Annotated in this window: 18 protein-coding genes and 1 pseudogene; 8 read left to right on the plus strand and 11 right to left on the minus strand. The window is 66.9% G+C overall.

The window, feature by feature from the left end:
* Nucleotides 1-460 precede the first annotated feature (460 nt).
* The 3 genes from GOC52_RS16060 to GOC52_RS16070 all read right to left on the minus strand — a co-directional run bounded on the left by GOC52_RS16060 (nucleotide 461) and on the right by GOC52_RS16070 (nucleotide 3,665).
* Nucleotides 461-2,179 carry a thiamine pyrophosphate-dependent enzyme gene (locus GOC52_RS16060; RefSeq protein ID WP_191849872.1) on the minus strand — a complete coding sequence of 573 codons (1,719 nt, stop codon included), beginning with the start codon at nucleotides 2,177-2,179 and terminating at the stop codon, nucleotides 461-463.
* A gap of 109 nt (nucleotides 2,180-2,288) precedes the next feature.
* Nucleotides 2,289-3,146 carry an XAC2610-related protein gene (locus GOC52_RS16065; protein WP_100447149.1) on the minus strand — a complete coding sequence of 286 codons (858 nt, stop codon included), beginning with the start codon at nucleotides 3,144-3,146 and terminating at the stop codon, nucleotides 2,289-2,291.
* A gap of 36 nt (nucleotides 3,147-3,182) precedes the next feature.
* A complete protein-coding gene (locus GOC52_RS16070; RefSeq protein ID WP_010481551.1) occupies nucleotides 3,183-3,665 on the minus strand; it encodes a DUF3574 domain-containing protein in 483 nt (160 codons plus the stop codon).
* Nucleotides 3,666-3,879: 214 nt separating this feature from the next.
* Here GOC52_RS16070 and GOC52_RS16075 point away from each other — a divergent pair, with 214 nt between their 5' ends.
* From GOC52_RS16075 to otsA, 4 genes are all read left to right on the plus strand, one after another.
* On the plus strand, nucleotides 3,880-6,315 hold the full coding sequence (locus GOC52_RS16075; RefSeq protein WP_191849874.1) for a TonB-dependent receptor plug domain-containing protein: 2,436 nt from the start codon (nucleotides 3,880-3,882) through the stop codon (nucleotides 6,313-6,315).
* Nucleotides 6,316-6,481: 166 nt separating this feature from the next.
* Complete coding sequence (gene otsB, locus GOC52_RS16080) at nucleotides 6,482-7,240, plus strand: trehalose-phosphatase (protein WP_010481547.1); 759 nt, start codon at nucleotides 6,482-6,484, stop codon at nucleotides 7,238-7,240.
* A gap of 39 nt (nucleotides 7,241-7,279) precedes the next feature.
* Entirely contained in the window at nucleotides 7,280-9,061 is a 1,782-nt protein-coding gene (locus GOC52_RS16085; protein ID WP_191849876.1) for a glycoside hydrolase family 15 protein, read from the plus strand.
* The gene (gene otsA, locus GOC52_RS16090) at nucleotides 9,058-10,422 is read left to right on the plus strand and encodes an alpha,alpha-trehalose-phosphate synthase (UDP-forming) (protein WP_043402878.1); all 1,365 of its coding nucleotides are present in this window, start codon (nucleotides 9,058-9,060) and stop codon (nucleotides 10,420-10,422) included. The genes GOC52_RS16085 and otsA overlap by 4 nt, the downstream gene beginning before the upstream one ends.
* A 72-nt stretch (nucleotides 10,423-10,494) precedes the next feature.
* Here the strand turns inward: otsA and GOC52_RS16095 are convergent, their stop codons facing one another.
* The 4 genes from GOC52_RS16095 to rluD are packed head-to-tail and all read right to left on the minus strand — an operon-like array spanning nucleotide 10,495 to nucleotide 13,193.
* The gene (locus GOC52_RS16095; protein WP_043402863.1) at nucleotides 10,495-10,932 is read right to left on the minus strand and encodes a thiol-disulfide oxidoreductase DCC family protein; all 438 of its coding nucleotides are present in this window, start codon (nucleotides 10,930-10,932) and stop codon (nucleotides 10,495-10,497) included.
* On the minus strand, nucleotides 10,907-11,413 hold the full coding sequence (locus GOC52_RS16100; RefSeq protein WP_019338720.1) for a DUF4166 domain-containing protein: 507 nt from the start codon (nucleotides 11,411-11,413) through the stop codon (nucleotides 10,907-10,909). The genes GOC52_RS16095 and GOC52_RS16100 overlap by 26 nt, the downstream gene beginning before the upstream one ends.
* 20 nt (nucleotides 11,414-11,433) lie before the next feature.
* Nucleotides 11,434-12,204, minus strand: a complete 771-nt coding sequence (gene pgeF, locus GOC52_RS16105) for a peptidoglycan editing factor PgeF (RefSeq protein WP_043402859.1) — start codon at nucleotides 12,202-12,204, stop codon at nucleotides 11,434-11,436.
* Complete coding sequence (gene rluD / locus GOC52_RS16110) at nucleotides 12,204-13,193, minus strand: 23S rRNA pseudouridine(1911/1915/1917) synthase RluD (RefSeq protein WP_191849877.1); 990 nt, start codon at nucleotides 13,191-13,193, stop codon at nucleotides 12,204-12,206. The genes pgeF and rluD overlap by 1 nt, the downstream gene beginning before the upstream one ends.
* Before the next feature lie 114 nt (nucleotides 13,194-13,307).
* On the opposite strand from rluD, the gene GOC52_RS16115 reads away from it, so the two are divergent.
* Nucleotides 13,308-14,195 (plus strand): outer membrane protein assembly factor BamD, encoded by an 888-nt coding sequence (locus GOC52_RS16115; RefSeq protein ID WP_191849879.1) that lies wholly within the window; start codon nucleotides 13,308-13,310, stop codon nucleotides 14,193-14,195.
* Nucleotides 14,196-14,385: 190 nt separating this feature from the next.
* Nucleotides 14,386-15,585, plus strand: a pseudogene (locus tag GOC52_RS16120) (lipase family protein).
* A gap of 120 nt (nucleotides 15,586-15,705) precedes the next feature.
* Here GOC52_RS16120 and GOC52_RS16125 read toward each other — a convergent pair.
* The 3 genes from GOC52_RS16125 to sucC all read right to left on the minus strand — a co-directional run bounded on the left by GOC52_RS16125 (nucleotide 15,706) and on the right by sucC (nucleotide 19,630).
* Entirely contained in the window at nucleotides 15,706-17,340 is a 1,635-nt protein-coding gene (locus GOC52_RS16125; protein WP_043402872.1) for an NAD+ synthase, read from the minus strand.
* Nucleotides 17,341-17,564: 224 nt separating this feature from the next.
* Complete coding sequence (gene sucD, locus GOC52_RS16130) at nucleotides 17,565-18,440, minus strand: succinate--CoA ligase subunit alpha (RefSeq protein WP_005410793.1); 876 nt, start codon at nucleotides 18,438-18,440, stop codon at nucleotides 17,565-17,567.
* Between the two features lie 20 nt (nucleotides 18,441-18,460).
* Nucleotides 18,461-19,630, minus strand: a complete 1,170-nt coding sequence (gene sucC / locus GOC52_RS16135) for an ADP-forming succinate--CoA ligase subunit beta (RefSeq protein ID WP_004154430.1) — start codon at nucleotides 19,628-19,630, stop codon at nucleotides 18,461-18,463.
* A gap of 405 nt (nucleotides 19,631-20,035) precedes the next feature.
* Between sucC and GOC52_RS16140 the strand changes: the two genes are divergently transcribed.
* Together GOC52_RS16140 and GOC52_RS16145 are read left to right on the plus strand one after the other, a co-directional pair.
* Nucleotides 20,036-21,649: a sensor histidine kinase gene (locus GOC52_RS16140; RefSeq protein WP_143993947.1), complete on the plus strand. Its 1,614-nt coding sequence runs from the start codon at nucleotides 20,036-20,038 to the stop codon at nucleotides 21,647-21,649.
* A 60-nt stretch (nucleotides 21,650-21,709) separates the two neighbouring features.
* The gene (locus tag GOC52_RS16145) at nucleotides 21,710-23,083 is read left to right on the plus strand and encodes a sigma-54-dependent transcriptional regulator (RefSeq protein WP_010481514.1); all 1,374 of its coding nucleotides are present in this window, start codon (nucleotides 21,710-21,712) and stop codon (nucleotides 23,081-23,083) included.
* Between the two features lie 185 nt (nucleotides 23,084-23,268).
* Here GOC52_RS16145 and pilB read toward each other — a convergent pair whose 3' ends face one another.
* Nucleotides 23,269-25,002, minus strand: a complete 1,734-nt coding sequence (gene pilB / locus GOC52_RS16150) for a type IV-A pilus assembly ATPase PilB (protein WP_191849881.1) — start codon at nucleotides 25,000-25,002, stop codon at nucleotides 23,269-23,271.
* Nucleotides 25,003-25,025 lie beyond the last annotated feature (23 nt).

Here is a 25,025-nt window from a genome sequence, read left to right on the forward strand (position 1 = left end):
TTGGGCCGGTCGGGATGGGCTGCGCAGGACACGCCGTAAACCCGTCCCTGGGGGCTCGATGGCGCCATCCATGGCGCCAACGGTCCTGCGCAGCCCATCCCGACCGGCCCCTGACAACTCCCTGCGCGTGCCAGCCACGGAAAGGAATCAAAAGATCAAAAGCAAAAGCGGGTCGCTTCGCTCTGAGCCGAGCATGGCTCGGCTCTACACGAACAATTCGATCATTTCCAGGTTATCCACGCATGGCGTGGATCTACCGACAGATCGCAGGAAACTGTCGAAGGCGGGGTAGGTCCGGTTGCGGGGGCGTGAGCGCCATGGATGGCGCGATCGAGCTTACATGGACGTACTTGCAGCGTCCCCCGCAACCGGACCCACCCCGCCATCCCTCAGGAAACCCGCTTCTGCTCTGGCTCTGGCTCGTAGCGGGTGCAGGGCGCAGCCCTGCATCGACCACCCCCTACTTCTTCAGGAAGTTGTCCACCAGCAGATGCTTCACGTCGTCGAAGCGGCCGTTCAACACCGCCTTGGCCGCATACAGCGCGGTACCGGCCACCTGCTTGGCCTCGATCTGCGGCGGCATCACCAGCTCGGCGCGGCTGGTATGCACGTCCAGCAGCGCCGGGCCACGCTGTGACAGGAAATCCTGCACCGCTTCCTCCAGATCCTCGCTACGCGTCACCGTGCGGCCGTGGAAGCCGATCACCTCGGCCAGGCGACCGAAGTCCGGGTTCTTCAGGTCGGTGTAGTTGTCCAGCAGGCCTTCCACCTTCTGCTCCAGCTCGACGAAATTCAGCGAGCCGTTGTTGAACACCACCACCTTGATCGGCAGGTTTTCCTGCACCGCGGTCAGCAGGTCACCCAACAGCATCGCCAGGCCACCATCGCCGGACAGCGAAATCACCTGCCGGCCAGGAAACGCCTTCTGCAACCCCAGCGCCTGCGGCATCGCGTTGGCCATGGTCCCGTGCAACAGGCTGGTCAGCGTGCGGCGGCGGCCATTCACCCGGATATGCCGCAGCACCCATACCATCGGAGAACCCCCGTCTGCGGTGAACAGCGCATCGTCGCTGGCGTGCTTCGACAGCAGCGCGGTCAGGTGCTGCGGATGGATCAGTTCGCCTTCGCCCGGTTGTTCTTCCTGTTCGCGCTTCTTCAGCGCCTTGTCGCGACGTTCGATGCACTCGTCCAGGAAACTGCTGTCCTCGCGCGGCGGCAGCATCGGCAGCAAGGCATCCAGCGTCGGGGCAATATCACCGACCACGCCCAGGTTCACCGGGTGGCGGCGGCCGAGGTGGCTGCCATCGCGGTCGACCTGGATGATCGTGGCCTTGTCCGGGTAGAACTGGCCCCAGGCGAAATCGGCGCCGAGCAGCAGCAGCGTGTCGCACTCCATCAGCGTGTGGAAGCCGGACTCGATGCCGAAGATGCCGGTCATGCCCATGTTGTACGGGTTGTCCGGCTCGACGAAATCCTTGGCGCGCGAAGTATGCGCAACCGGTGCCTGCAGGCGTCGGGCCAGCTCCAGCAGTTGCGTGTGCGCGCCCTGGCAACCGGCGCCGGCATAGATGCCGATGCGCTTGCCCTGCCCCAGCAGCTCGGCGATACGCTGCAGTTCGGCGTCGGAAGGACGCAATACCGGCTGGGTGTAGTGCACCGAGAACGGCACATCGTGCTTGACCTCGGCCTGGCTGATATCGGCCGGGAGGATCACCACCGCCACGCCGCGGCGGCTGATCGCCGCCTGGCAGGCCAACGTGACCACGCGGCGTGCCTGTTCGGCGCTGTGCACCTGTTCGCAGAACACCGAACAACTGGCGTACACCGCCTTGAAGTCCACTTCCTGCGGGAATTCCATGCCCAGCTCGCTGGTCACCACCTGGCTGGCGATCAGCACCATCGGCGCACGGTTTCGGTTGCTCTCGAACACGCCGTTGATGAAGTGCAGGCTGCCGGGTCCGCAGGAGCCGGCGCAGGCGGTCAGTTCGCCGCTCACCAGCGAATCGGCGCCGGCGGCAAACGCCGCCACTTCTTCATGGCGCACGTGCACCCAGGCGATGTCACTGCCATGCATCGCATCGGTCACATGGTTGAGCGTATCGCCCACGATGCCGTAGCAACGGCGGACACCGGCCTGCTGCAGGGCGTCCACCACGATTTCGGCCACGCGCTTGCTCATCGGATACATCCTCGAACGGGGGAACGCCCGAGGCTAGACCTGATGAAGTGATGCCCCCGTGGGCACGTCGCCCGTCGCCTCGATGTGCAAACTGCGGGCAGAGGTCTCGTCAATCATTGACGTTGATCCAGCCCAGCACCGCGCCCTGCTTCGGGTTGCGGTAGCGCAGCTTCACCCAGCCGGCCTGTTCATCCAGCATTTCCACGCGGTCGCCCTGCACGAGGTAACGCTTGGTGCTGGACGCACCGGGCCGGTCGAACAGGAACAGGCGCGCAGGTACCACGGTGGCCTGCTGACCACGCAACGGCCCATCCGGTGGTGCACCCAGGCCATCGGCAATGGCGCTCTCCAGCACACCGCCGGCGGGGTCATAGGTGCGCCAGACCGCCAGAGGGCCCTGTTCTTCGGTTTGTTCCCACTGCAGCGCGGCGTTCAACGTATCGCCCAGCATCAACACGCTCTCGGCGCGGTACAGGTAGAGCTTCGCACCCGCGAACCGGTACTGGTCGGCGTACCACATCGGCCCGCTGCGGCAACTGCTGGTGAGGGTGCGGGTGGCAACGTCCACGCTCAGCCCCATCAGGTCACCGCAACTGTCCTTGCCGTGGGTGTCGGCCTGCAGCACGCGATACGAAGCACTGGCCGGATCGAAGCGGTACACCGTCACCGCTTCATTGACCATGCCCACCGAGGCGCGTGCGACCAGTTCCGGGTAGCCATCGAAGTCGACGTCCTCCAGACCCCAGCGCGAATTGCCGTCGGCATCGGCCGCGCCCGCCAGCGTCTGGCGCTTTCCCGACGGCGACAGCTGCACGGCGATGCTGCCATCCTGCTGGGGATCGGCGTGCGCCTGCACGTGCGCGGCCACCTGGAACCGCAGTGTTTCGACGTCGTCGCCACTGGCCTGCGCCGACGGTGCCAGCAATCCCACCAGCACCAGGCCCAGCACGCATTCCCTGTGTTTCATCATCGCTCCCTGCGGCACCGCGGTGGTGCCTTCAACTCAGAACGATACCTCGACCGGCTGCCGCGACCACAGCACCGATTGATGCTTGGTCTGCTGCTTCCACGCCAGGCGGATCGCTTCGATATCGGCGCGGCGCTGCGGGGTGTCCTCGTGCAGCACCACCAGCACCTTCGTGCGCAGGCGGTTGGGCGCGGCATCACCGCGGAACAGCCACTGGCCGTAGGCATCGAACACGGTCAGGCCATCCGGGAAGCGCGGGGTCACTTCCTTGTCCAGGAACGTGCGCCACTGCGCCTCGCTGATGGTGTCGGCCTGCGGGCGGTTGCCGGCGCCCTGCTCCTCGCCCACGCCGAAGTACAGCTCACTGCGCACCCAGCCATGGCCGGCGGACGGGCGTGCTGCATCGCCCTTCAGTTCGGCGGTGGTGGCCGTGGCATAGGCGCTGGGCGCCTGCGAAGAGAGGCTGGCGCAGCCGCTGGTGGCCAGCAGCACGGCGAAGACGAGGCCAAGGTGTTTCATCGGTACAGCTCCGGGGAAGGGGGACAAGGCGAGCCGGCAGCGTACAGCGCCACCGGCCCGGCGTGCTGATGCCAGCAGGGCATCAGCTCATGCCGGACTGGCAGGGGCTTGCATCGGCACCGGCCATCACGCGAAGATAATATATCGCTTCATCCGGATGGATGTAAGTGAAACTGTCTCTCCCTTCCCCGTCGTCGTTGTTGCTGGAGCCCCCATGTCCGCCCGCCTGCCCGCGTCGCCGCTCGGCCTCGCCATCGCCCTCTCGCTTTCCTCCGCCGCCGTCCCGGCCCTGGCCCAGGACGCCACCAACCTGGACACGGTGATCGTCACCGGCACCCGTGCCGCCGACCGCACCGTGCTCGAATCCACCTCGCCGGTGGACGTGCTCACCGCCGAGGACATCCGCAAGGCCGGCGTGGTCAACGGCGAGCTGGGCAGTGCGCTGCAGGCGCTGCTGCCGTCGTTCAACTTCCCGCGCCAGTCCAACTCCGGTGGCGCCGACCACGTGCGCGCGGCACAGCTGCGTGGCCTGTCGCCGGACCAGGTGCTGGTGCTGGTGAACGGCAAGCGCCGCCACCACACCGCGCTGGTCAACACCGACAGCAAGATCGGCAAGGGCACCACCCCGGTCGACTTCAACTCGATTCCGGTCAGTGCGATCAAGCGCATCGAAGTGCTGCGCGACGGCGCCGGCGCGCTGTACGGATCGGACGCTGTGGCCGGCGTGATCAACGTGATCCTCGACAACGGCGGTGACGGCGGGGAGATCGAGGCCAGCTACGGCGCCAACCACACCGACCTCAAGCCGATCGGCCGCACTCTCACCGACGGCCAGACCGGCAACATCAGCGCCAAGGTCGGCACTTCGCTGGGCGAAGACGGCGGCTTCCTGCGCGTCGGCCTGGAATACAAGCACCGCAACGGCACCAACCGCGCCGGCTTCGACCAGATTCCGCCATGGGACCAGACCCCGGGCAACCTGGCGCTGCAGGGCAAGCGCAACTATGTGCTGGGCGATGGCAAGAGCAAGGACATCAACCTGTGGCTGAACACCGAGATCCCGGTGGGCCAGACCTCGACGTTCTACGCGTTCGGTACCTTCAACCAGCGGGATACCGAAGGCGCGAACTACTTCCGCTACCCCGATGGCGATGCCAACTGGAAGGAGATCTATCCGAACGGTTACCGGCCGATCTCCGAAGGCGAGAACCGCGACGTGCAGGCCGTGGCCGGCGTGCGTGGGCAGTGGGGCGAATGGAGCTACGACGGCAGCCTGGATTACGGGCAGAACGACTTCACCTACCGCCTGCGCGACTCGCTCAACGCCTCGCTGGGCCCGACCAGCCCGACCCGTTTCAAGACCGCTGACTACGAATACGCGCAGACCGTGGGCAACCTCGATCTGAGTCGCGTGTTCACCCAGAGCGACAGCATCAGCCACACCCTGGGCCTGGGTGTGGAAGCGCGCCATGAGCGCTACCAGACCCGTCCCGGCGACCCGGCCAGCTATGCGGCCGGCCCGTACACCGACCGCCCGACCGGTTCGCAGGCCGGTGGCGGCCTGACCCCGCAGGATGCAGCCACCCTGTCGCGTGATGTGGCCAGCGCCTATGCCAGCCTGTCCAGCCAGTTCGGCGAAAAGTTCTCCACCGATCTGGCCGCGCGCTACGAGCACAACGACGATTTCGGCGGTGAACTGACCGGCAAGCTCGGCCTGCGCTACGAATTCACCCCGGCGTTCGCGTTGCGTGGCGCCATCTCCAACAACTTCCGTGCGCCGTCGCTGGCACAGATCGGCTACGAGTCCACCTCCACCGGCTACAACGCTGGCGGCCAGCTGGTGCAGGGCCGTTTGCTGTCGGTCAACAATCCGATCGCGCGTGGCCTGGGTGCGCAGAACCTGAAGCCGGAGAAGTCGATCAACACCTCGCTGGGCTTCACCAGCCGCATCGGCGAGCACTTCGACCTGTCGCTGGACTTCTTCCAGATCGACATCGACGATCGCATCGCGCTGTCGGAGAGCATCACCGGTGATGCGCTGACCGACTATGTGGCGGCCAATTACGGCGTCAGTGGCCTGCAGAGCGCCAGCTTCTTCGTCAACGCCGCCGACACCCGCACCCGTGGCGCCGAGCTGGTGACCAACTGGCGCCAGTCGCTGGGCGATGGCCAGCTGCTGCTGACCGGCACCTATGCGTATACCAAGACCACGCTGAAGAACGTGCTGGCCACGCCGGCACAGCTGCGTGCGCTGAACCCGGACTACGTGCTGTTCGGCATCGAAGAAACCAACACGCTCACCGACGCCACGCCGCACACGCGCGGTAGTTTCTCGGCAGCCTGGAGCAACGACCACTGGTCGCTGAGCAGCCGCGTGAACCGCTACGGCAGCGCCACCCGCGTGTTCAACTTCGGTGACGGCTACATCCCGCGCCAGACCTACCAGGCCGAGTGGCAGCTGGATGCCGAGGTCGAGTACCGCATCACCCCGCAGTGGAGCGTGGCCATCGGCGGGCAGAACCTGACCGACAACTACCCGGATCGATCCAACAGCGATATCCACTACTTCGGCAACCTGCCGTACGACGTGCTGTCGCCGATCGGCAGCAACGGCGCCTACTACTACGGCCGCGTTCGCTATACCTTCTGATTGCTCTGGGTGTAATTGCCTTGGGTGGGTGCGGACAGTTGGTCCGCACTGTCTGGGTTCAATGCAGGCTGACCCTTTGTGCCGACCCACGGTCGGCACCCACCGAAGCAAGGCCGTAGCCTGCCCTCGACCCCACGTACACGCCCACGCTGGCAAGCTGGGCGTCATGGCTGAACCGCTCCCCCTGCGTCCGCCACCGCCATTGCTGGACGACGCCTGCGCGTTGTTCCTCGATGTCGACGGCACCCTGATCGAATTCGCTGCGCGCCCGGATGCCGTGCAGCTGCTGCCGGATGTGCGTGAAGCCATCGGCCGCATCAGCGACCGCCTGGAAGGTGCCGTGGCACTGGTCAGTGGTCGCCCGCTTGAACAGCTGGATCAACTGTTCGCTCCCCTGCAACTGCCTGCCGCTGGCCTGCACGGCCATGAACTGCGTGGCCAGGATGGTCGTGTGCTGCGTGACGAACACGATGACGACACCGCCGAGTGGCTGCACGCACTGCACCAGCAGGCGATGCGCTTCGCCCACGGCCATCCCGGCGTACTGGTGGAAGACAAGGGCGTCGGCTTGGCCCTGCACTGGCGCGGCGCGCCGCATGCCGCCAGCGATGTCCGCGCCTTCGCCGACCGCCACGTGCGCGGCCGTGCCAGCTACCGCCTGCAACCTGGCGACCATGTGGTCGAGTTCGTGCCTGTCGGCACCGACAAGGGCCGTGCCGTGCGCCGGATGATGCAGTACCTGCCCTTCCGCGGCCGCCTGCCGGTGTTCCTCGGTGACGACCTCACCGATGAATTCGGCTTCGACGCCGCCAACGTCCAGCATGGCTGGAGCGTGCTGGTGGGCGAGCGGGAACCGAGCAAGGCGGTGTTCGCGCTGCCCGACATACGCAGCGTGCACGCCTGGCTGCGTGAGAATGCCTATTGACCCGGCCACCCCACGGCCGCAACCGAGATGTACCGCGTGATGACCCAACCCGATCTTGATCTGGGCGTGGTCGGCAACGGCAGCTTCGGCGCCCTGGTCGACAAACGTGCCCGCGTTGTCTGGAGCTGCCTGCCCACCTTCGACGGCGACCCCACCTTCTGTGCCCTGCTCGGTCCCAACCAGCAGACCGGTGGCGACTTCGCCATCGAGCTGGAGGACTTCGCGAGCAGCGAGCAGGAATACCTGACCAACACCGCGATCCTGCGCACCGTCCTGCGCGACGCGCACGGTGGCGAACTGGAAATCCTCGATTTCGCCCCGCGCTGGCGCCAGAACGACCGTTTCTACCGCCCGGTCAGCCTGATCCGCCAGGTGCGTCCGCTGGCCGGCAGTCCGCGCATCACCGTGCGTGCGCGACCACTGGCGGACTGGGGCGCGCGCGTGCCGGAGTCCACCTGGGGCAGCAACCATGTGCGCTGGATCCTGCCCGAGCATGTGCTGCGGCTGACCACCGATGTACCGGTGCGCTTCGTGCGCGACGGTCTGCCGTTCGTACTCAACCATCCCATCCACCTGATCCTGGGCGTGGATGAATCGCTCAACCGCTCGATCAGTGGCTATGTGCAGGAAGCCTTCCAACGCACCCGCGACTACTGGCGCGAATGGGTGCGTTACCTGTCCATTCCGCTGGAATGGCAGGACGCGGTGATCCGCAGTGCGATCACCCTGAAGCTGTGCCAGTACGAGGACAGCGGCGCGATCATCGCGGCGATGACCACCTCCATTCCGGAAGCCCCCGGCAGCGTGCGCAACTGGGACTACCGTTACTGCTGGCTGCGTGATGCCGCGTTCGTGGTGCGCGCGCTGAACCGCCTCGGCGCAACACGCACGATGGAGCAGTTCCTCGGCTACATCTTCAACCTGGCCACCACCGACGGCACGCTGCACCCGCTGTATGGCATCGGCTTCGAAGCCAAGCTGGACGAGGACGAAGTACCCAGCCTGTCCGGCTACCGTGGCATGGGCCCGGTGCGACGCGGCAACCTGGCCTGGGTGCAGCGCCAGCACGATGTGTACGGCAGCGTGGTGCTGGCGTCCACGCAGCTGTTCTTCGACCGGCGCCTGCAGGACCCGGGTGATGCGCACACCTTCGCCCGCCTGGAGCCCCTGGGCGAACAGGCGTTCGCCCTGCATGACGTACCCGATGCCGGCCTGTGGGAATTCCGCGGCCGCACCGAAGTGCATACCTATACCAGCGCGATGTGCTGGGCCGCGTGCGACCGCCTGTGCAAGATCGCCGTGCGCCTGAAGCGTGATGACCGCGCCCGCTACTGGCGCGAGCGCGCCGACACCATCCACGCGCGCATCATGGCCGAATCCTGGAGCGAGGAGCTGGGCCACTTCACCGATACCTTCGGTGGCCATCGGCTGGATGCCTCGCTGCTGCTGCTGGCCGATATCGGCTTCATCGACGCGCTGGATGCGCGCTTCATTGCCACCGTCGACGCCATCGGCCGCGACCTCAAGCATGGCAATTCGCTGTACCGCTATGTCGCGCCGGATGACTTCGGCGAGCCGGAAACCAGCTTCACCATCTGCACCTTCTGGTACATCGATGCGCTGGCGGCAATCGGGCGCATGGACGAAGCACGCGAGATGTTCGAGCTGCTGCTGAAGCAGCGAAACCATCTGGGCCTGCTGTCGGAGGATCTGGCCTTCGACAGTGGCGAGGCCTGGGGCAATTTCCCGCAGACCTATTCGCACGTCGGCCTGATCACCGCCGCGATGCGCCTGTCGCGGTCCTGGCAGGAGGCATCGTGAGTCGTCTGGTCGTGGTATCAAATCGTGTGGCCGTGCCCGGCGAGAACCGCGCAGGCGGCCTGGCGGTCGGCCTGCTGGCCGCCCTGAAGGAGCGCGGCGGCCTGTGGTTCGGCTGGAGCGGCAAGACCGTAAAGGAAGGCAGCGGCACGCTGCACCGGCAGAAGGACGGTGACATCGACTACGTCACCATGGACCTGAGCAAGCGCGAAGTCGATGGCTACTACAATGGTTTCGCCAACCGCACGCTGTGGCCACTGCTGCACTTCCGGCTGGACCTGGTCGACTACGACCGCGGCACCCGCGAGACCTACCACAAGGTCAATGCGCTGTTCGCCGACAAGCTCGCGCCATTGCTGCGAGAGGATGACATCGTCTGGATCCACGACTACCACCTGATCCCGCTCGGCGCACTGCTGCGCGAGCGCGGCATCGGCTGCCGCATCGGCTTTTTCCTGCACATCCCGATGCCGTCGGCCGACCTGCTGCAGGCGATGCCCGACCACCTGCGACTGTTCTCCGCGCTGTACGCCTACGATCTGGTCGGCTTCCAGACCCAGCGCGACGCCGATCGTTTCCAGACCTACCTGCGCCTGTTCGGCGGTGGCCGCGTACTCGACAACGGCGAGCTGGAAGCACCGGGCGGGCGCCGCTTCCGTGCGGCGGCTTTCCCGATCGGCATCGACACCGAGCTGATCGCACGCCAGGCCGGCACCGCCGCCACCAAGGCCGCGGTGAAGAATCTGCGCAACAGCCTGCGTGACCGCCAGCTGGCGATCGGCGTAGATCGCCTGGACTACTCCAAGGGCCTGCCCGAGCGCTTCCTCGGCTTCGAGCGCTATCTTGAGCGCCACCCCGACCAGCGCGGCTCGCTGACCTACCTGCAGATCGCGCCGGTCTCGCGCGGCGACGTCACCGAGTACCGGCAGCTGCGCAGCCAGCTGGAACAGATCGCCGGCCACATCAACGGCGGCCACGCCGAGCCGGACTGGACACCCCTGCGCTACGTCAACCAGAACTTCACCCATGCCACGCTCACCGGCTTCTACCGGGCGGCGGCGGTCGGCCTGGTCACGCCGCTGCGCGATGGCATGAACCTGGTGGCCAAGGAATACGTGGCCTCGCAGGACCCGGAAGATCCCGGCGTGCTGGTGCTGTCACTGCTGGCCGGCGCTGCCGACGAACTGAAGCAGGCGCTGCTGGTGAACCCACATGATCTGGACGGCGTGGCCGACGCCATCGCCACGGCAGCGACGATGTCGCTGAGCAGGCGCAAGGAGCGCTGGCACGCGATGATGGATCACCTGCGCACCTACGACATCAACCACTGGCGCCGCAGCTACCTCGACGCGCTGGAAGGCTGAGGGAAAAAGGGGACGGAGGGGATTAAGTCGTTTGTGCACAAACGACTTAATCCCCTCCGTCCCCTTTTTTCTTCAATCCAGGAACCGCGCGGCCTGCTCCGGTGCGGGCAGGTAACAAGCGTCATGCCGCCCGAACCAGCGGTAACGGTTGCGCGCCAGCGCGCGATACGCGGCATCACACCAGCCGCGCGGCACTGCCCGCAGCACGCCGCTCAAACGCCAGGCGCCGCCCAGCCCCGCCAGCACGCGCAGGATCGCATCGGTATCGGTCCAGGCGCCCTGCGCGTCCAGCAGCAGGAACGACATCGGGTCCTGCGGGTTCAGCCCGTGCGCGCGCAGCATCGCGCTGCCCTGCGCACCCTGCATCGCCGCAAAGCGATAGCGCCCCCTGCGGTCGAAGCGCAGCAGGAAGCGCACCCAGCGGTTGCACAGCGCGCATACGCCATCGAATACGATCACCGCGCTGCCAACCTCGGCGGCGGCCTCACTGCGGTTCGAGCCAGCCTTCATAGCGGATCAGAGCTCCCACCCAGGGCAGCGTCACATCGACCAGGAAAGTGTAGCGCTCACCCTGCCAGGCTTCGCGGCAACGCACGCCACCAAACCAGCGCCTCGGCAGCGGCAGCAGCCCGAAGGCCCAGACCCGCCGCACAGACCAGTCGATGCCACCTTCGCGGGCCTGCAGATCAAATTCGAAGCGCACCGCGCCCAACTGCTCGCGCAGGTATCCCTCATGCGCCCACAGCCGCGACACCATCGGCCAGCGCCCAAAACGCCGCGCCCACTGCTCGCCCTGCCCGTGTGCCCTGAACGCCACTTCGGTCGGCAGCGCGTCTCCGTCCTTTGGCAACCGTGCCAACGCAGCCAGCAGCGGCACCAGCCAGTGCCACCCCCTCACGATGCGCGCCTGCCCCACGTAGCGGCATGGCAACGGCGCGGCATGCAGCGCCTGCACCGGCGCGGCCAGGGTGGCGAAGGCCGGCCCCAGCACACGCGCGAACAGCGGCGGGGTCAGCGCGCGATCCAGGCCAGGGTCGCCATGCGTCCGGTACGACGGTCGCGCCGGTGCGAATACAGGTCGGGATCGGCCATGGTCGACACCGTGCCGCCATGCACCTGCGCCGGGTCCATGCCCGCCGCCTGCAGGCGCTGGCGGGCCAGCGCGAACAGATCGACCTTCCAGTGACCCGGCCGCGTCGCCACGAACGCCGCTTCGGCCGCCGGATCATGGCCGACGAAGGCGTGGTAGACCTCCTCGCCGATCTCGTAGTCGGCCGGTCCGGCGGCCGGGCCCAGCCAGGCCCGCAGCTGCGCCGGCGGCGTCTGCATGGCGGCCACCGTGGCCTCCAGCATACCGTCGGCCAGGCCACGCCAGCCTGCGTGGGCCGCGCCCACCTCACTGCCATCGGCGGCGGCAAACACCACCGGCAGGCAGTCGGCGGTCAGGATCGCCAGCACCACGCCCGGCACCGAGGTCACCGCGGCATCGGCCACCGGTTCGCTGGCGCCGGGCACCGGCGGCGCGCTGAAGCGCAGCACAGTGCTGCTGTGCACCTGGCGCAGCCAGTGCGGGGCCGACGGCAGCGCCAACCCCTGCTGCAGCAGCTGGCGGTTGTGCTCGACGTTGGCGGGGGTATCACCATCGGCCGCGTGCCGGTTGCCCAGGTTGAACTGCGCGAACGGCGCCGGCGAGATGCCCGCACCGTGCCGGCGCGTGGTCAGCGCATGAACGCCCGGAGGCGCCGGCCAGTCCGCCTGCAGCAAGGGCAGCGCGGCGTCCATCACCAGCGGTCCCGCTCGCGCGCGGCGAAGGCTTCGCTGTCTTCGCGCAGCACCTTCATCAGGTGCAGCATGTCGTCCGGCACCGGCGCGGTGTTGCGCACCGGCTCACCGGTGATCGGGTGCGTGAACTCCAGCGTCTCGGCGTGCAGGGCCTGGCGCTTGAAGCCGCGCAGCGCGGCCACCAGCTCGTCGCTGGCGCCCTTGGGCAGCTTCAATGCACCGCCGTACAGCGGGTCGCCGATGATCGGATGGCGCACGTGCGCCATATGCACGCGGATCTGGTGGGTACGGCCGGTTTCCAGGCGGCACTCCAGTGCGGTGTGCGCACGGAAGCGCTCGCGCAGGCGGTAATGGGTGATCGCCTCCTTGCCGTCCTCGCGCACGGCCATCTTCAGGCGGTCGCGCGGGTGGCGGTCGATCGGGGCATCAGCGGTACCGCCGGCCACCAGCGCGCCCATCACGATGGCCAGGTACTGGCGGTGCACGTCGCGTGCGGCCAACTGCTCGACCAGCGCGGTCTGCGCTTCCAGGGTCTTGGCCACCACCATCACGCCGCTGGTGTCCTTGTCCAGGCGGTGCACGATGCCCGCGCGCGGCAGTACCGCCACCGACGGGTCGCGGAACAGCAGGGCATTGACCAGGGTGCCGCTGTGGTTGCCGGCGCCCGGGTGCACCACCAGGCCGACCTGCTTGTTGATCACCAGCAGGTGCTCGTCCTCGAACAGCACGTCCAGCGGGATGTCCTCCGGCTGGGCGTCGGTCTGGGTTTCCAGCACCACGTTGAGGGTCACCACCTCGCCGCCGCGCAGCGGATCGCGCGGACGCACCTGGGCGCCGTCCAGCAGGACCTCACCGGCTTTGATCCACTCGGTCAGGCGCGACCGCGAGTATTCGGGGAACAGTTCGGCCACGACGGCGTCGAAACGGCGGCCGGCAGCGGTGTCGGGGACGATGGCCTGGCGGGCCGATTCAGAGGGTTGTTCAGACATGGCAGGGGGGCATTCTTTGAAATTTTGGGGTCCCGGCGGCCGGTTTCAGTCGCTGGACAGGACACTAGGCTATCATCGACCCTTCGTATTCCAGCCGCGTCCCGCCTCGACCCCATGATCCGACGCTCCGCCATGCTCTCCGCGCCCGTCCGCCTCACCGCCCTGCTGCTGGTGCTGGTCATCGCCGCCACCGGCTGCCACCGTGGTGCCAAGAAGGGCGATCGCCCCGATGAAGGGACGCCGGTCGAACAGTTGTACGAGAAGAGCCACAAGCTGATGCAGGGTGGCAACTGGAGCGGCGCCGAAGCCAGCTTCCGCCGCCTGGTGGCCCAGTATCCGTACGGCCCGTACACCGAGCAGGCGATGATCGAGACCGCCTACGCCCAGTACAAGGCCGGCAAGCACGATGACGCGGTGTCCAGCATCGACCGCTTCATCCGTACCTACCCGACCCATCGCAACATCGCGTACCTGTACTACCTGCGCGGCCTGGCCAACTCCAATCGCAGTACGGTTTTCCTTCGTCGCGTATGGTCGCTGGATGCCAGCCGGCGCGATCTGTCCACGCCGCACCAGGCGTATTCGGACTTCAACATCGTGGTGGACCGCTACCCGAACAGCCGGTACGCCGCCGATGCGCGCCAGCGCATGCTGGAGCTGCGTGACGTGTTCGCCCAGCACGAGCTCGACAACGCCCTGTACTACATGCGCCGCGGCGCCTGGGTCTCGGCCGCCGGCCGCGCCAACTACCTGCTGGAAACCTACCCGCAGAGCGCGTTCCAGTACGACGCCGTCGCCGTCCTGGCCGATTCCTACACCCACCTGGGCAACAAGACCATGGCCGACGACGCCCGCCGCGTCCTGAAGCTGAACCAGCCGGACCACCCGTGGCTGGAAGGCAAGTGGCCGAAGTACCCGTGGATGATCCGCAAGCTGAACCCGTTCGCTGGCGAGAAGTCCGCCAGCACCGGCCAGCGCAACGCGCGACTGGAAAAGAAATAAGAAAAAGGCCCCGCAAGGGGCCTTTTCTTTGTCGGTTATCCACGCCATGCGTGGAGGGTTCGTGCGCCCATGGACCACGACACTAGGAATTCTACGAATCCCCGGCGGATGCGACGCCGGTCCCAATCGGCGCGGGCGAGCCCCTCCACACTGCGGCGCAACGGCCATCCCGGCCGTGAAGGAGCGCCTCATGATCCCACTACCCCGCCGTTTCCGCCCTCTCGCCGGCCTCCTCGCCACTGCCCTGCTGGCGCTGTCCCCGGGCCCCCTGGCCGCCGCACCGGTTGCACCGGGCGACCTGCTGTCTGCTGCCCCCTATCGCGCGTCATGGGTGCCGTCCAAGGCCGCGCAGGCCTACAAGCTGCACTACCGCACCCCGGATCATCGCGGCCAGCTGGCCGAAGGCACCGGCCTGCTGTACCTGCCCGCCGGCGCGGCTCCTGCAGGCGGCTGGCCGGTGGTGTCCTGGGCACATGGCACCCAGGGCATCGCGGATCGCTGTGCGCCATCGGTGTCCGGCCCCTACCAACCCCAACGCGACGGGCGCTTCCTCGATCAATTCCTGGCGGAGGGCTATGCGGTGGTCGCTGCGGACTACCAGGGCCTTGGCAGTCCAGGTGACCATGCCTATCTGCATGTGCGCACTGCCGCGCGCAACGCCATCGACCTCGTCAAAGCCAGCCGCCAGTAACTGGGCAACGCGCTGTCGCCGCGCTGGGTATCGGTCGGCCATTCGCAGGGTGGCGCCGCCGCGCTCACGGCAGGCCACATCGCCCCCACCCATGGAGGGCCGGCGTTGCACTACCGTGGCAGCTTCTCCACCGGTACGCCCACGGCAGTGGAGTTGACCGCGCTGGTGATGAAACCGGACAACCGCAGCCCCAATCCCGGTGCAGTCAACGCGTATCACGCGTATCTGCTCGACGGCCTGCTGCAGGTCGCGCCGCAGATCGACCGCGTCCTCAGCGACACCGGCCGCGCCCGCGTGGCAGCGGCACGTGAGCAGTGCCTGGGCGAACTGGCCGCCACCCTGGACGGTGCGGATATCGGCAGCATGTTCACTGCACCGCTGACCAGCGTGCCGGGCATCTGGGCGGTGCTGTACGACTATCTCGGCGTACCGCGCCGCGGCTTCAGCCAACCACTGATGCTGGGCCATGGCAGCGCGGACCGCGATGTGCCCTATCTGACCACGCTGCTGTACGCCGCAAGCCTGGCCCTGCGAGGCGAGCCGGTCGCGTTCCGACGCTACCCGGTCGACCACCGCGGCACGCTGGATGCGGCGGCGGCGGATGGCCTGGCATTTGTGCGTGCACGGCTTGAGGGCGGCCACTTCAGCGACGCTGCGGAAACCGCCGGCCTCGAACAGCTGCTCGGCGAAGCCCGGTAGATCCACGCCATGCGTGGATGATCTTCGACCATCGTGCGGACCAGGGTCCGCACCCACCGGAGAGGGCCAACGGGTTGCCGGCCATCGGCCGGCACTCCCTGTCGTCTGCTGGACCGGGCCTCAGCCCTTGTAGCCGTTGCTGATCGGGTAACGACGCTCACGGCCGAACGCCCGGCGCGAGACCTTCGGCCCGGGCGCGGCCTGATGCCGCTTCCACTCGCTGATGCGCACCAGGCGAAGCACGCGGTCGACCACGGTCGCGTCGTAACCGGCCGCCACGATCTCCGTGCGCGACTGCTCCTGATCGATGTAGCGGTACAGGATGCCATCCAGCACGTCATAGGCCGGCAGCGAATCCTGGTCCAGCTGGTTCTCGCGCAGCTCGGCCGACGGCGGGCGGCTGATCACCGCCGGCGGGATCACCGGTGCGCCGCCCACGGTGTTGCGCCACTTGGACAGCCCGAACACCTCGGTCTTGTAGAGGTCCTTCAACGGCGCATAGCCACCGCACATGTCGCCGTAGATGGTGGCGTAACCGACCGCGTACTCGCTCTTGTTGCCGGTGGTCAGCAGCAGGCCGCCGAACTTGTTGGCCAGCGCCATCAGGATCACGCCACGGCTGCGCGACTGCAGATTCTCTTCGGTCACGTCCGGCGTGGTGCCCTCGAACATCGGCGCCAGCGATTCCATCAGGCCCTTGAACGCCGGCTCGATCGACACCGCCTCCAGCTTCACGCCCAGTGCCTGGCACTGCTCGGCGGCCAGGTCATTGGACAGGCCTGCGGTATAGCGCGACGGCAACCGCACGGCGGTGACGTTCTCGGCGCCCATCGCGTCCACGGCCATGGCCAGCACCAGTGCCGAATCGATGCCACCGGACAGGCCCAGCCACACCTTCCTGAAGCCGTTCTTGCGGCAGTAGTCCTGGATGCCACGGGTCACGGCACGCCAGGCCAGCGCGTCCATGCTCTCGTCGCCATCGTCCATCCACACGTGCGGCATGAAGCGGCGGGTTTCACCGTCGTACTCCACCACCAGCCACTGGTCGACGAAGGCGGCGGCGGCCGGGTGCACGGTACCGTCGCCATCGGCCACCACCGAGGCGCCATCGAACACCAGCGCGTCCTGGCCACCGACCACGTTGAGGTAGGCAATCGCCGCCCCGCTCTCACGGGTGCGCGCGGCCAGCACCGCATCGCGCTGGGCATGCTTGCCCCGCTCGTACGGCGACGCATTCGGCACCACCACCAGCTGCGCGCCGGCGCGCACGGTGTCGGCCAACGGCTCGGCGAACCACAGGTCCTCGCAGATCAGCAGGCCGACCGGCACACCGTTGACCTCGAACACGCAGCTGCCGCCATCCGGATCGACATCGAAGTAGCGGCGCTCGTCGAACACCGCGTAGTTGGGCAGCTCGCGCTTGCGGTAGGTCTGCTCGACCAGCCCGTCGCGCAGCACGCTGGCGGCGTTGTAGACCACCGCACCCGCCGCCTGCGGCCAGCCAACCACGGCGGTGATGCCACGGCAGGCGGCAGCGATGCGGGTCATCGCCTGCTCGCACTCGTACAGGAAGCCCGGGCGCAGCAGCAGGTCCTCCGGCGGGTAACCGCTCACCGCCAGCTCGGGGAACATCACCAGCTCGGCGCCGTACTCGTCGCGCGCCTGGCCGATCATCTCGATGATGCGCTCGGTGTTGCCGGCGACATCGCCGACCGGGAAGTCGAACTGCGCCATCGCGATGCGGATCGAAGCCATGGGAATCCAGCCTGTGGTTGCAATGCCGCCATTGTAGCGCTGCGCCATGCGCGTGCCGGGCGCGCTCACTGCGTGGACAGCCCTGGCTCAGTAGATCCACGCCATGCGTGGATGGGCCGACCAGGCGGCCGCCAGACGCAGAAAAGCCGCCCGAGGGCGGCTTTTCCAAAGCAAGCCGAGCGTGGGCTCGGCTCTACAGAATCGGCTGCCAGAGGCAGTCGTTCTTATTTCACCAGCTTGGCGATGGCAGCGCCCAGGTCGCCCGGCGAACGGACGGTGACAACACCGGCAGCTTCCATCGCGGCGAACTTGCCTTCCGCGGTGCCCTTGCCGCCCGAGGCGATCGCACCGGCGTGGCCCATGCGCTTGCCGGCCGGAGCCGACGCACCGGCGATGAAACCGACGACCGGCTTCTTCACGTGGTTCTTGATGTACTCGGCGCCGGCTTCTTCGGCGTCACCGCCGATTTCGCCAACCATGATGATGCCTTCGGTCTGCGGGTCTTCGTTGAACAGCTTCAGGCAGTCGACGAAGTTCAGGCCGTTGATCGGGTCACCACCGATGCCGATGCAGGTGGACTGGCCCAGGCCGACTTCGGTGGTCTGCTTGACCGCTTCATAGGTCAGGGTGCCCGAACGCGACACGATGCCGATCTTGCCCGGCTGGTGGATGTGGCCCGGCATGATGCCGATCTTGCACTCACCCGGGGTGATGACGCCCGGGCAGTTCGGCCCGATCAGCACGGTGTCCGGATGCGAACGGGTCAGCACGTTCTTGACGCGCAGCATGTCCAGCACCGGGATGCCTTCGGTGATGCAGACGATGACCTTGATGCCGGCAGCAGCGGCTTCCAGGATCGCGTCGGCCGCGTACGGCGGCGGCACGTAGATGACCGAGGCGTTGGCGCCGGTGCTCTGCACGGCGTCGGCAACGGTGTTGAAGACCGGCAGGTCGATGTGGGTGGTGCCACCCTTGCCCGGGGTCACGCCGCCAACAACCTGGGTGCCGTACTCGATCATCTGAGTGGCGTGGAAGGTGCCCTGCTGGCCGGTGAAGCCCTGCACGATCACCTTGGTGTTCTTGTTAATCAAAACAGACATGGGAATTCCTTGGTGTCGAATCAGGCAGCGTTCTTGACAGCTTCAACGATCTTCTTGGCGCCATCGTTGATGTTGTCAGCCGGGATGATGGCCATGCCGCTGTCACGCAGCAGCTGCTTGCCTTCTTCCACGTTGGTGCCTTCCAGGCGCACCACGACCGGAACCTTGACGCCCACTTCCTTCACAGCGGCGATGATGCCTTCGGCAATCATGTCGCAGCGGACGATGCCGCCGAAGATGTTGACGAAGATGCCTTCGACCTTGTCCGAGGACAGGATCAGCTTGAACGCTTCGATGACGCGCTGCTTGTTGGCACCGCCGCCCACGTCCAGGAAGTTCGCCGGCTCGCCGCCGTTGAGCTTGATGACGTCCATGGTGGCCATGGCCAGGCCGGCGCCGTTCACCATGCAGCCGATGTTGCCGTCCATGGTGACGTAGTTGATGTCCAGCTCCGAAGCGATCACTTCGGTCGGATCTTCCTGGGTCTTGTCGCGCATGGCGACCAGGGCCTTCTGGCGGAACGCGGCGTTGTCGTCGCTGTCGAACTTGCCGTCCAGCGCGTACAGGTTGCCGTCGTCCAGGATGGCCAGCGGGTTGATTTCAACCAGGGCCAGGTCCTTTTCGTTGAACAGGCGGTACAGGTTCACCATGATGCTGGCGAACTGGCCGGCCTGCTTGGCGGTCAGGCCCAGCTTGAAGCCGAAATCACGGCCGTGGTAACCCTGCACGCCTTCGACGAAGTCGACGTTCAGCGAGTGGATCAGCTCCGGGGTTTCAGCGGCGACCTGCTCGATCTCCACGCCGCCTTCCGAAGAGGCGATGTAGGTGATGGTCTTGGTGCCACGGTCGACCAGCACCGACAGGTACAGTTCCTTGACGATCTCGCCGGCGGTGGTCACCAGCACCAGGTTGACCGGCAGTTCAACGCCAGCGGTCTGGTAGGTGGCCATCTTGGTGCCGAGCATCTTGGCCGCAGCGGCCTTCACGTCGTCGGTGGTCTTGCAGAACTTGACGCCGCCAGCCTTGCCGCGGCCGCCAGCGTGGATCTGCGCCTTCACCATCCAGGGGCCCTGGCCCAGGGAGTTGGCAGCGGCAACCGCTTCGTCCGGGGTCGCAGCGACCTTGCCGGCCGGGACCGGGATGCCGTACTCGGCAAGCAGTTGTTTTGACTGGTATTCGTGGAAATTCATGCGTCACCGTGGGAATAGGAACGACCGCACGCAATTCCTCAGGGCCCCGGCGGGGCGCCGGCATGGACCGCGGCGGGCCCACTATTGTGGCCGAGCCAGCGCCGGGGCGCAAAGAAGTCTGTACAAAACGCCAGACCTGGCCAGATTTCCACCACCATTCAGGCAGTTGCGCCCGGGCCGCCGTTGGCCACCGGTATCCACGGCAGGCCAAATGCGCGATCCGGGCGGCTCCGGCGGCGTCCTGCCGGGGGCCCTATACTGGTCAACCAAGGTGTGTAGTGCCGGGCCTGCCCGGCTGCTTCCACCGCAGGCCACAGAGAAGCGACGTACCCGCCCGGCTTCAGGGGATGCCAGGCAGGGCCGCCGCAGATTCCAGACCCAGGCAGCCAGAAGGGGAGTTCCGGCGTGTCACCCAGTGCTTCATTGATCGACCGCATCGAATCGATTCCGCGGCGTGAGCTGTACTTCTTCGCGCTGTACCGGGTGCTGATCGCCGCGGTCATCGCCGGCCTGCTCTACAGCCCCCTGTCCGGCATGGTCGGCGAGGCCCATCACCCGCGCCTGGCCGATACCGTCGCGGCCATCTATCTGCTGCTGTCGCTGCTGGCCCTGGCGATCGGCCGCAACGAACGCTGGCTGCGCCCGATCGTGGTCAGCAGCGTGCTGGTGGACATCATCGCCGCCACCCTGCTGGCGCATGCCCTGCCCGGCGCCAGCGCCGGCATCTCGATGTCGCTGCTGTTCAACATCGCCGCTGCCGCCACCCTGCTGCCGTTGACCTGGGGCCTGGGCCTGGCAATCGCTGCCAGCCTGGCCACCGGTACCGAATACCTCTGGAAGGTGCTCGAAGGCGGCGACCCCACCCGCACCCTGGCCGAGCTGGCCATGTTCGCCACCAGCTACCTGGCGCTGGCCTTCATCAGCTACCAGGTGGGCAACCGCGCGCGCCGCAACCAGCAGCTGGCCAACCAGCGCGGCGACGAAGTGGCCAACCTGTTCCAGATCAACGAACTGATCATCCGCCGCATGCGCACCGGCGTGCTGGTGGTGGACGCCGACAACCGCATCACCCTGGCCAATGAAGCGGCCTCGATGCTGCTCGGCGACAACGACGGCATCGGTGAGACAGGACGCCTGGATCTGGCCAGTGCCGCGCCGGAACTGGCGCGCCGCCTGCAGCGCTGGCGCAACGGCTGGGCGCAGGACGAACTGCCGCTGCAGCTCAACCCCGACCAGCCGGAAGTGCAACCACGCTTCGCCCGCCTGCTGGCCGGCAGCGAGCTGGCCCTGGTGTTCCTAGACGATTCCAGCGTGGTGTCCCGGCGCGCCGAATCGCTCACCCTGTCGGCGATGGGCCGCTTCTCGGCCAGCCTCGCCCACGAGATCCGCAATCCGCTGGCGGCGATCAACTACGCCGTGCAGCTGCTCGAGGAAGGCACCGGTTTCAACGAGAGTGACCGCCGCCTGCTGCAGATCATCCGCCAGCAGTGCCAACGCACCAACGGCATCGTCGAGAGCGTGCTGGGGCTGGCACGGCGCGAACGCGCCACGCCCGAGAACGTGGACCTGGTCGCCTTCGTGCGCCGCTTCGTGCTGGAGTACAAGCAGGGCCAGACGCTGGAGACCGACAGCATCGAACCGATCATCAGCGACACGGCGGTGATGGCGCAGGTCGATACCAAGCACCTGTACCAGGTGCTCACCGTGCTGGTGCACAACGCACTGAAGTACGGCCGCATCGGCCAGCAGCCGGCGCGGGTGCGCCTGCGCGTGGCGCAGCACGAACGCAGCGCGGTGATCGACGTGATGGACCGTGGCCCCGGCATTCCCGAGAGCGTGGCCGCACAGCTGTTCCGTCCGTTCTTCACCACCTCCGAGCACGGCACCGGCCTGGGCCTGTATATCGCCCGCGAGTTGTGCCGCGCCAACCAAGCACGGCTCGACTACATTCCAGTGCCGGCAGGCGGCTCCTGCTTCCGCCTGGTGCTGCCCGGCCCGCACACGCTGTTGCCCACCTGATTCCAAATCTGTGCGTCAAACATTTGTCGCTTCCAGCCCCCTCGTTTATCTTTCACGCCCATGAACGAAACCCGCAGCGCCCTCGTCGTCGACGATGAACGCGACATCCGCGAACTGCTGGTACTGACCCTCGGCCGCATGGGGCTGCGCATCAGTACCGCCGCCAACCTGGCCGAAGCACGCGAGCTGCTGGCCAGCAATCCGTACGACCTGTGCATCACCGACATGCGCCTACCGGATGGCAACGGCATTGAGCTGGTCAGCGAAATCGCCCAGCACTACCCGCGCACGCCGGTGGCGATGATCACCGCCTTCGGCAGCATGGACCTGGCGGTGGAAGCGCTGAAAGCCGGCGCCTTCGACTTCGTCAGCAAGCCGGTGGACATCTCGGTGCTGCGTGGCCTGGTCAAGCACGCACTGGAACTCAACAACACCGAACGCCCTGCGCCCGGCCCCGCCACCGAACAGGCTGCACGCCTGCTGGGCGCTTCGCCGGCCATGGACGTGTTGCGCACCACCATCGGCAAGGTCGCGCGCAGCCAGGCACCGGTCTACATCCTCGGTGAATCCGGGGTTGGCAAGGAACTGGTCGCTCGCACCATCCACGCCCAAGGCGCGCGTGCGGCCGGCCCGTTCGTGCCGGTTAACTGCGGCGCCATTCCCGGCGAGCTGATGGAAAGCGAATTCTTTGGCCACCGCAAAGGCAGCTTCAGCGGCGCGCATGCCGACAAGCCCGGCCTGTTCCAGGCGGCGCACGGCGGCACCCTGTTCCTGGACGAAGTGGCCGAGCTGCCGCTGCAGATGCAGGTGAAGCTGCTGCGCGCGATCCAGGAGAAGTCGGTGCGCGCGGTCGGTGCTGCCAACGAAGAGCCGGTGGACGTACGCATCCTCTCTGCCACCCACAAGGACCTGGCCGAGCTGGTCGAAGACGGGCGCTTCCGCCACGACCTGTACTACCGCATCAACGTGATCGAACTGAAGGTGCCGCCGCTGCGCGAGCGCCGCCAGGACCTGCCGGAACTGGCGGCCGCCGTACTGGCGCGGCTAGCCCGCAGCCACGGCCGTGCCACCCCGCTGCTGGCCCCGTCGGCGCTGGAGGCGCTGGCCCACTATGCGTTCCCGGGCAATGTGCGCGAGCTGGAGAACATTCTGGAACGCGCGCTGGCACTGGCTGAGGAAGACCGCATCGGTGCCGACGACCTGCGCCTGCCGCAGCACGCCCCGCGTGCGCCCGGCGGCGCAGCTCCCGCCGAAGCCGTGGCCGACCTGCAGCCGGGCGGCGCCGCCCTGCCCTCGTACATCGAGCAACTGGAACGCAGCGCCATCCAGCGCGCGCTGGAAGAGAACCGCTGGAACAAGACCCGGACCGCCGCGCAGCTGGGCATCACCTTCCGCGCGCTGCGCTACAAGCTGAAGAAGCTGGGAATGGAGTAAGGGCTGAACGGCCCTGGCAGGCGCCAACCTTGGTTGGCGCTGCGCCGCCGCGCCATCCGCGCATGGCGTGGATCTATCATGGGATCCGTGGCCGATCATCCACGCATGGCGTGGATCTACTGTAGAGCCGAGCCCACGCTCGGCTGCTCTTCGGGCCATCAGCCGAGCATAGGCTCGGCTCTACCTCAATCCTTGGTCACGCGATTGATCTCGGCCAGGCTGGTCACGCCCGCAGCCGCCTTCTTCAACGCCGACTGCCGCAGGTCATTCACCCCGATCTGCTGCGCCGCCTCGGCAATCTGCAGCGCATTGCCACCGGCCAGCACGATCGTGGCGATCTCATCGGTCATCGGCATCACCTGGTAGATACCGGTTCGGCCCTTGTAGCCTTCGGTGCACTCATCGCAGCCCACCGCCTCGTACAGCTGGATGCCCGCATCCAGCTGCGCCTGGGTGAAGCCCTCGGCCAGCAGCGCATGCTCCGGCAGGTTGGCCGGACGCTTGCAGTTGCCGCACAACCGGCGTGCCAGGCGCTGCGCGATCACCAGCGTCACCGAGCTGGTGATGTTGTACGGGGCGATACCCATGTTCATCAGGCGCGCGATGGTCTGCGGCGCATCGTTGGTATGCAGCGTGGACAGCACCATGTGGCCGGTCTGCGCCGCCTTGATCGCAATCTCGGCCGTCTCCAGGTCGCGGATTTCGCCGACCATGATGATGTCCGGATCCTGTCGCAGGAACGAGCGCAGCGCCGCGGCGAAGGTCATGCCGCGCTTGTTGTTCTGCTGCACCTGGTTGACACCGGGCAAGCGGATTTCCACCGGGTCTTCGGCAGTGGAGATGTTGCGCGTCTCGTCGTTGAGGATGCCCAGCGCGGTATACAGCGACACGGTCTTGCCCGAACCGGTCGGGCCGGTCACCAGCACCATGCCATACGGCTTGTGGATGGCGTCGTGGAACAGCTTCTGCTGGTCTGGTTCGTAGCCCAGCTTGTCGATGCCCAGCTTGGCCGCGCTGCCATCGAGGATACGCAGCACCACTTTTTCACCGAACAGGGTCGGCAGCGTGCTGACGCGGAAGTCGATCTGCTTGGTCTTGGACAGGTTCAGCTTGATGCGCCCGTCCTGCGGCACGCGCTTCTCGGCGATGTCCAGCTGCGCCATCACCTTCAAACGCGCGGCAATGCGCTGGTTCAACTTCACCGGCGCGCGCGCCACCATCTTCAGCAGGCCGTCGATGCGCAGGCGCACGCGGTAATCGTCTTCGTAGGGCTCGAAGTGGATATCCGATGCGCCCTTGCGGATCGCATCGACCAGTACCTTGTTGACGAACTTCACCACCGGGGTGTCGTCACCCTTGGCGTCGATGCCAGAGTCGCCGCTGCTGGCGCCGAGATCTTCGTCACCAGCCGCGACATCCAGGTTGCCCATGCCCTCGTCATCGCCACCCAGTGCGTTTCCGATGGCATCGTGGCTGGCGTGCCACTGCTCAAGCGTGCGGCGGATCTGGTCCTCATCGACCAGGATCGGTTCCACCACCAGATTGGTGTGGAACTTGATCTCGTCCAGCGCATGGGTCGGGTTGCTGGTACCCACGAACAGCTTGCCGCCGCGTTTGAACAGCGGCAGCACGTTGTGCTTGCGCAGCAGCTCCTCGCTGACCAGGCTCATCGCGTTCTGGCTGGTGTCGAACGTGGAAACGTCGAACAGCGGCATGCCGAACTCGACTGCATTGGCGGCGGCGAGCTGCGAGGCACTGACCAGCTTGTTCTGCGCGAACCACGTAGGCAGCGGCTGGCGGGCAGCCGCCGCCTTGGCCATGGCGTCGCGGGCGGAGGCCTCGTCCAAGGCACCGTCCTGGACCAAGCGACGGGCCAAGCCGGTGATGCCGACAAGGTTGGCGGTGACAACTGTGTTCATGTGTGTACTCCTACTCCCCCGCG

Origin of the sequence: Stenotrophomonas sp. SXG-1 (assembly GCF_014083965.1) — a bacterium.
In the GTDB taxonomy this organism is placed as follows: domain Bacteria; phylum Pseudomonadota; class Gammaproteobacteria; order Xanthomonadales; family Xanthomonadaceae; genus Stenotrophomonas; species Stenotrophomonas geniculata.